The sequence below is a fragment of the Cellulomonas hominis genome (assembly GCF_005239125.1).
In the GTDB taxonomy this organism is placed as follows: Bacteria; Actinomycetota; Actinomycetes; order Actinomycetales; family Cellulomonadaceae; genus Cellulomonas; species Cellulomonas hominis_A.
In genome coordinates this window covers 1-3,406 of record NZ_SZYE01000283.1, presented here as the reverse complement: position 1 = coordinate 3,406, position 3,406 = coordinate 1, and the positions used below count along the sequence as shown (strand labels likewise).

4 protein-coding genes are annotated in these 3,406 nt (G+C 75.0%); 2 read left to right on the top strand and 2 right to left on the bottom strand.

Annotation, left to right across the window (positions count from 1 at the left end; all coding sequences use genetic code 11):
* Positions 1 to 347 (top strand): hypothetical protein (locus FA014_RS20870; protein ID WP_230323420.1); only part of this gene is annotated, 347 nt, incomplete at its 5' end.
* Here FA014_RS20870 and FA014_RS18855 read toward each other — a convergent pair.
* On the bottom strand, positions 337 to 501 hold the full coding sequence (locus tag FA014_RS18855; RefSeq protein WP_154731147.1) for a hypothetical protein: 165 nt from the start codon (positions 499 to 501) through the stop codon (positions 337 to 339). The two genes, FA014_RS20870 and FA014_RS18855, sit on opposite strands and share 11 nt — an antisense overlap.
* A gap of 110 nt (positions 502 to 611) precedes the next feature.
* On the opposite strand from FA014_RS18855, the gene FA014_RS18850 reads away from it, so the two are divergent.
* Entirely contained in the window at positions 612 to 1,436 is an 825-nt protein-coding gene (locus FA014_RS18850) for a MerR family transcriptional regulator (RefSeq protein WP_230323421.1), read from the top strand.
* A 72-nt stretch (positions 1,437 to 1,508) separates the two neighbouring features.
* Here FA014_RS18850 and pgm read toward each other — a convergent pair whose 3' ends face one another.
* Positions 1,509 to 3,182 carry a phosphoglucomutase (alpha-D-glucose-1,6-bisphosphate-dependent) gene (gene pgm / locus FA014_RS18845; protein WP_154731145.1) on the bottom strand — a complete coding sequence of 558 codons (1,674 nt, stop codon included), beginning with the start codon at positions 3,180 to 3,182 and terminating at the stop codon, positions 1,509 to 1,511.
* Between the last annotated feature and the right edge of the window lie 224 nt (positions 3,183 to 3,406).

Below are 3,406 nucleotides of genomic sequence, written 5' to 3'. Positions count from 1 at the left end.
GCGTCGAAGACGTTCTTGGTCGGGAAGGACAGGTGCAGCGCTTCGCCGCCGAGCAGGTGGGCCATCGCGCAAGCGTAGGACGCGCGCGGTGCCCGGCCCGCGCCGGGGGTCCCGGCCCGGTCCCGCTGCGGCCGGCGGTGCTGGTGCCGGCGACGGCGGTGCTGCTCGGGCTCCTGGGGTGGTTCGTCGCGGAGGCCGCCCGGGGCGGCGGGGTCGAGGGGCTCGCCGAGCGGGCGGTGGCAGGCGCGGAGTCGCTCGCGCCGCTCGCCCTGGTGCTCGCGCTGCTGTCGCGCCGCCGCGCCGAGTCGTCACTGAGGCTCGGCGCGGCGGGCGGTCTCAGGGGTTGAGGTACGAGCCCGGGTCCTGGTCGGACGGGCTGGCGTCCGGCATCGACCGGGCGGCCTCGTCGTCCGAGACCTCGTCGTCGCGGATCTCGTCCACGTCCGGCTCGGTCAGGGCGTCGGGGGAGTCCTCGGGGAACGGCGTGACGTCCTCGCTCATCACTGCTCCTTCGCTGTACGGCCTGGTCGGGCCACGCTAGGCGCGTCCGGGCGCCGCCGCGCGCCGAAGGGCTGGACCCTCTCACGGTGGCAGGGTGTGGGGTCGTGGACATGTCCGACGACCGGCTCCTCACGATCGGCGAGTTCTCCCGCCTGTCGATGCTCAGCATCCGCATGCTGCGGCACTACGACGAGCACGGCGTGCTCCCGCCCACCCGGGTCGACCCGTTCAGCGGGTACCGGAGCTACCACCCCGCGCTGCTGCGCACCGCCGGACGCGTCCGTGCGCTGCGCGACGCCGGGGTGGGCGTCCCCGACCTCGCGGCGTGCGCCCCGTTCGACGACGAGGCGCGCCTGCGGGCGGTGCTGCTCGAGCGGCGGCGCGCCGCGCAGGCGGAGATCGCCGTGGCGGAGGGCCGGCTCGCGGACATCGACCGATTCCTCGCCCATCTGGAAGGACCTGTCATGTCCACCACCGTCACCCGCACCACCCTGCCCGCGCGTCGCGTCGCGTCGCTCCGGGGCGTCATCCCGACCTACGGCGACGAGGGGCTGCTCTGGCAGCGGCTCGGGGCCGCGCTCGCCGCCGCGGGGGCGGCCCCGGCACCGGACGCCGCCGCCGTCGCGGTGTTCCACGACGAGGGCTTCGTCGAGCAGGACGCCGACGTGGAGGTCCAGCTGGACGTCGCCGCGCCGTTCCCGGAGGTCGACGGCGTGCGGTACGTCGAGGAGCCGGCGGTCGACGCCGCGGTCGGCGAGCTGCACGGCCCGTACGAGGGCGTCGGCGCGGTCATGGCCGAGCTCGGCGCGTGGATCGCGTCGCGCGGCCTGCGGGTCGCCGGCCCGATGCGCAACGTGTACGTGGTCGGCCCGGTGACCGAGCCCGACCCGTCGGCCTGGGTCACCCGGGTCTGCCTCCCGGTGGCCACGGCCTGACGCCGGGTCGCGGACGCGTCCACCCGTCGGTGCGCCGGCCCGGCCCCTCGCGGGGCGGGGCCGGCGCGCCGGTCAACCGCCGAGGGCGTCGGAGACGACGTCCTTCGCGGCCTCCTGCACCTGCGCGAGGTGCTCGGGGCTGACGAACGACTCGGCGTAGATCTTGTAGACGTTCTCCGTCCCGGACGGCCGGGCGGCGAACCAGGCGTTCTCGGTGGTCACCTTGAGACCGCCGATGGGCGCGTCGTTGCCCGGCGCGGAGGTGAGCTTCGCGGTGATCTCCTCGCCGGCGAGCGTGGTCGCGGTGACCTGCTCCGGCGACAGCTTCCCGAGGGTGGCCTTCTGCTCCAGCGTCGCCGGGGCGTCGACCCGGGCGTACCAGGACTCCCCGAACCCGGCGACCAGGTCCGCGTGGTGCTGCGACGGCGACTTCCCGGTGGTGGCGAGGATCTCCGAGGCGAGCAGCGCCAGGATGATGCCGTCCTTGTCGGTGGTCCAGACGCTGCCGTCCTTGCGGAGGAACGAGGCGCCCGCGGACTCCTCGCCGCCGAAGCCGACCGAGCCGTCGAGCAGGCCGGGGACGAACCACTTGAACCCGACCGGCACCTCGAGCAGCCGCCGGCCGAGGCTGCCCGCCACCCGGTCGATCAGGGAGGACGACACCAGGGTCTTGCCGATCGCGGCGTCCGCGGGCCAGCCCGGGCGCGCGCCGGCGTAGAGGTAGCCGATGGCGACGGCCAGGTAGTGGTTCGGGTTCATCAGGCCGGCGTCCGGCGTGACGATGCCGTGCCGGTCGGAGTCCGCGTCGTTGCCGGTGGCGATGTCGAACGGCGAGTCGCCCGCCATCGCGTGCACGAGGGAGGCCATCGCCGACGGCGACGAGCAGTCCATCCGGATCTTGCCGTCCCAGTCGAGGGTCATGAACGACCACTGCGGGTCGACCCGCGGGTTCACGACCGTCAGGTCCAGGCCGTACCGCTCGGCGATCGCGCCCCAGTACTCGACGGACGCGCCGCCGAGCGGGTCCGCGCCGATCCGCACGCCCGCCGACCGGATCGCGTCCAGGTCGAGCACGTGCGCGAGGTCGTCGACGTACGCGCCGAGGAAGTCGTGCTTGCGGGTGGTGTCCGCGGCGAGGGCGGCGTCCACGCCGACGCGCGGCACCCGGTCCACGCCGCTCGCGAGCAGCTCGTTCGCGCGGTCGGCGATCCACGAGGTGGCCTCGGACCCGGCGGGGCCGCCGTGCGGCGGGTTGTACTTGAAGCCGCCGTCGCGGGGCGGGTTGTGCGACGGGGTCACGACGATGCCGTCGGCGAGGCCGGGGCCGGTGGCGCGCACGCCCTCGGAGGTCGCCGCGCCGTTGTGCAGCAGGATCGCGTGCGACACGGCGGGGGTCGGGGTCCACGAGTCGCGGGCGTCCACCCGCACCTCGACGCCGGCGGCGGCCAGCACCTCCAGCGCGGTCCGCCAGGCCGGCTCGGACAGGCCGTGGGTGTCGCGGCCGATGAACAGGGGCCCGTCGGTGCCCTGGTTGCGGCGGTACTCGACGATCGCGGCGGTGATCGCGACGATGTGCGCCTCGTTGAAGGCGCCGTCGAGGCTCGAGCCGCGGTGACCGCTGGTGCCGAACACCACGCGCTGCGCGGGGTCCTCCAGGTCGGGGCGGCGGTCGTGGTAGGCGGCGAGCATGGCGTCGACGTCCACGAGGTCGGACGGCTGGGCAGGGGTTCCGGCGCGCGGGTCCATGGCCCGATCCTGCCACCGAAGCACGGTCCGCGGCGGTCGTCCGGCCGCAGCGGACCGTGCGGCGGGGCGTCAGGCCGTTCCGTCGCCGTCGTCGTCCGCCGGTCGCGCGTCCGACCGCGTGGCGTGGCTCGCCAGCAGGCGCTTCTCGTCGCGGTTCACCACGACCAGCAGCGCGATCGTGGCCACGCAGCAGCCGATCAGGAACATGAAGGTCACGTCCCACC

Bases quoted from the DNA above. Each gene is read 5' to 3' on its own strand.
- FA014_RS18855 (WP_154731147.1), bottom strand. From the start codon at position 501: ATGAGCGAGGACGTCACGCCGTTCCCCGAGGACTCCCCCGACGCCCTG.
- FA014_RS18850 (WP_230323421.1), top strand. From the start codon at position 612: ATGTCCGACGACCGGCTCCTCACGATCGGCGAGTTCTCCCGCCTGTCG.
- pgm (WP_154731145.1), bottom strand. From the start codon at position 3,182: ATGGACCCGCGCGCCGGAACCCCTGCCCAGCCGTCCGACCTCGTGGAC.